Source organism: Mesorhizobium sp. M5C.F.Ca.IN.020.32.2.1, from assembly GCF_004023105.1.
Classification (GTDB): Bacteria; Pseudomonadota; Alphaproteobacteria; order Rhizobiales; family Rhizobiaceae; genus Mesorhizobium; species Mesorhizobium wenxiniae.
Genome location: NZ_RZSX01000738.1, coordinates 1 through 3,228, shown reverse-complemented (window position 1 = coordinate 3,228; position 3,228 = coordinate 1). Strand labels below are relative to the sequence as shown.

The following is a 3,228-nucleotide window of genomic DNA, read 5'->3' as shown; positions in this document are numbered from 1 at the left end:
CTGGGTTCAGGCAAGACCGACTATGTCGCGACCCGTAAACTGGCGATTGACCGACTGGGGCTCAGCGCGGCAGCTTGACGCTTGGAGCGCTTTTTGGTGGACCAAAACCGCGCTCTAACTCTTTGTTTTAACGCATTTTGCTGGGACGCCAAGCGAAGACGTTTGGCAGCAAATGCTCTAGACGACCACCACCGACAACAGCAGCATGAACCCGACCGCTATCATCAGCAGGCCCGGCCAGTTCTGCGACAGGCCCAGGAAACCAAGCCCGCGTCGTCGCGGCTCAAGTGTCGGGCCTGGCGTTGCGAGATTTGGCGTCGAGCGATCCGGCGCCGCGCGAACAGGCGCCGGATCGCTGAGCCGCCCGCGCCTTAGGGCTGCGCCAGCCATGTACACAACGCCAGCGACAATGAGCAACGCACCGATGAGGACAACAGCCATTTCGTCTCACTCTTCTTCAGCTCCTGCGCCTGGCACAGCAGGTTGAGAGGCCGGTGGCGAGGCGTTTTGCGAGGTCGCACGCCTCGCCCGCTGAGACAGAACGGTCAAGATGCCCGGCAGGTTCCCGCGCCAGGTGATCGTCGGAGCGAGTTGGCGACAGGTCTGTCAGCCGATGTCTGAAGGCGGCACCTTCTCGCCTTCGCGCTTGGCGCGCCTGGAATAGGCGCGCACGCTGAATGGCAGGAAGAGGAGATAGCCGGCAACAGACGCCGTCAGCGTGTACCAGGGGTAGGTCATCAACAGCAGGATGTAGAGAACGACCCCGAGGATGATCGGCAGCACCTTGTCGCCCGGGACTTTCAGGCTCTTGCCGGAATAGACCGGCAGCCGGCTGACCAGCAGGAAGGCCACCAGAACGGTGAAACCGGCGGCGATGAAGGCGGCAGGGCGGGACGGCTCCACGCCAAGCCGCAGGAAGAAGAGATAAAGCGGCAGCATCACCAGCACGGCACCCGCCGGCGCCGGCACGCCGACGAAATACTCGGTCTGCCACTGCGGACGATCTGTTTCTTCGTCGAGCACGTTGAAGCGAGCGAGCCTCAGTCCGCAGGCGATGGTGAACAGGAGCGCGGCAATCCAGCCCGGCGAGCCGGCCTGGTCGAGCAGGAAGGCATAGAGCACCAGCGCGGGTGCGACGCCGAAATTGACGATGTCGGCCAGCGAATCCATCTGCGCTCCGAACTTGGACGTCGCCTTCAGCATCCGCGCCAGGCGGCCATCGATGCCGTCGAGGAAGGCGGCGAGCAGCACCATCACCACTGCCGGCTCAAAACGGCCTTCGAAGCCGAAGCGGATGCCGGAGAGGCCGGCGCAGATGGCGAGCACGGTGACGAGATTGGGCAACACCATGCGCATCGGGATTTCACGGATGCGCGGGCCGCCGCCGCCATGCGCCTCGAATTTCTTGAACGGCGCGCCCACGGCTCAGGACACCCGCACGAGCGGCGTTGCGGCAATGCCGCCGAATTCGGCCAGTATGGTTTCACCACCAACTGCGGTCTGGCCGACGGCGACACGCGGCGTTGCGGTCGAGGGCAGGAATACGTCGACACGCGAGCCGAAGCGGATCAGCCCGAAGCGCTCGCCGATGCCGATCGTGCCGCCGGTTTCGGCCCAGCAGACGATGCGCCGCGCCACCAGGCCGGCGATCTGCACCGCGGCCACGGTGCCGTTGGGGCTTTCGATGACCAGGCCGTTGCGCTCGTTGTCGGCGCTCGCCTTGTCAAGTGCGGCGTTGAGGAACTGGCCCGGCCGATGCTCTATCCTTGTGATTCGGCCGCGCACCGGAGCCCGGTTCACGTGGCAGGAAAAGACGTCCATGAACACCGAGATGCGGGTCATCTCGCCGCCGCCGAGGCCAAGTTCGCGCGGCGGCACTGCCGGACCGACCGCCGTGATTATGCCGTCGGCCGGGCTCACCACCAGCCGGTCGTCGACAGGCGTGACGCGCTCGGGATCGCGGAAGAAATAGACGCACCAGGCCGTCAGGATGAGGCAGACCCAGAACAGGATCGAAGAGAAATAGCCGAGGAAAAGCGTCACCGCTGCGAAGGCGGCGATAAACGGATAGCCTTCGCGATGGATCGGAACGAACGTTTTCTTGATCGTGTCGACGAGGTCCATGGGATGGGAACAGCCTAGTTTCAGGTCCGGCCTCAATAGCGGAAACACCCTGTGGCCGCAACGCAACAATAGGAAAGGCCGGCTCGGCTATTGATCCCGTTCACCGTCGATGGGATGCACAACAGCCGAGGACGACGCCGCCGTTACGCGGACGATGAGAGAGGTGGATCGACGCGTACGGCGCATTGAGCCGGTTCACGCGGCCAATCCTAATCTGGTGACGCAAAAAACCGCCGTCGCCGGCCCTCACCTGTCGGGACGGAGCACTCTCGCCCGTCCTTGGCAGGACAGCGCTTTCTCGTCGGCCCGTTAGCCGTGACGATTCGCGCAACCTGGAGGTTCTCGGTCCATGCAGAAATCAGCAGCTAAAGAAGTAAATGTCGTGATGAACGGTCTGGCGTTCGGCGAGTCGCCGCGCTGGCATGACGACAGGCTTTGGTTCTGCAACTGGGGGACCGGCCAGATCGTCGCCGTCGATGCCGAGGGCAACAGTCAAGTCATGCTCACCGTGCCGGCCACCCTGCCCTATTCGATCGACTGGCTGCCGGACGGCCGCCTGGTCGTCGTCAGCGGGCGTGATGGGCTGGTGCTGCGGCAAGAACCAGACGGTACGCTGGCCACCCACGCCGATCTGCGAGGTCTTTCAACGAGCCCTTGGAACGAGATCGTCGTCGACGGGCGCGGCAACATCTACGTCAATGGCGGCGGACCCGCGCCGGCTGCTGGCCAGCATTTCGGCCCCGGCACCATCGTGCTCATTGCGCCGGACGGGTCGGTGCGGCAGGTGGCGGACAAGATCGCCTTCGCCAATGGGATGGCGGTGACGCCTGACAACAAAACATTGATCGTCGCGGAATCGCACGCCAACAGGCTAACCGCCTTCGACATCGCCGCCGATGGCAGCCTCGCCAACCGGCGGCGATGGGCCGACCTCGGCAACGGCTTTCCCGACGGCATCTGCCTCGATGCCGAGGGCGCGGTCTGGTATGCCGACGTCCCCAACCGGCACTGCGTGCGCGTGCGCGAAGGCGGCGCAATGCTCGACAGCGTCGATGCCGATCGCGGCTGCTTTGCCTGCATGCTCGGCGGTGCCGACGGCAAGAC

The 3,228-nt window shown here is 64.5% G+C and carries 4 protein-coding genes; 1 reads left to right on the top strand and 3 read right to left on the bottom strand.

Annotation, left to right across the window (positions count from 1 at the left end; genetic code table 11):
• Positions 1-177: 177 nt before the first annotated feature.
• The 3 genes from EOA86_RS27985 to EOA86_RS27975 all read right to left on the bottom strand — a co-directional run bounded on the left by EOA86_RS27985 (position 178) and on the right by EOA86_RS27975 (position 2,124).
• A complete protein-coding gene (locus EOA86_RS27985; RefSeq protein WP_127212500.1) occupies positions 178-441 on the bottom strand; it encodes a hypothetical protein in 264 nt (87 codons plus the stop codon).
• Between the two features lie 165 nt (positions 442-606).
• A complete protein-coding gene (gene pssA / locus EOA86_RS27980) occupies positions 607-1,422 on the bottom strand; it encodes a CDP-diacylglycerol--serine O-phosphatidyltransferase (protein ID WP_128344633.1) in 816 nt (271 codons plus the stop codon).
• A gap of 3 nt (positions 1,423-1,425) precedes the next feature.
• On the bottom strand, positions 1,426-2,124 hold the full coding sequence (locus EOA86_RS27975; RefSeq protein ID WP_065009836.1) for a phosphatidylserine decarboxylase: 699 nt from the start codon (positions 2,122-2,124) through the stop codon (positions 1,426-1,428).
• A gap of 349 nt (positions 2,125-2,473) precedes the next feature.
• Here EOA86_RS27975 and EOA86_RS27970 point away from each other — a divergent pair.
• Positions 2,474-3,228, top strand: a 755-nt coding sequence (locus tag EOA86_RS27970; RefSeq protein WP_128344631.1) for an SMP-30/gluconolactonase/LRE family protein, incomplete at its 3' end; no start/stop codon positions are given.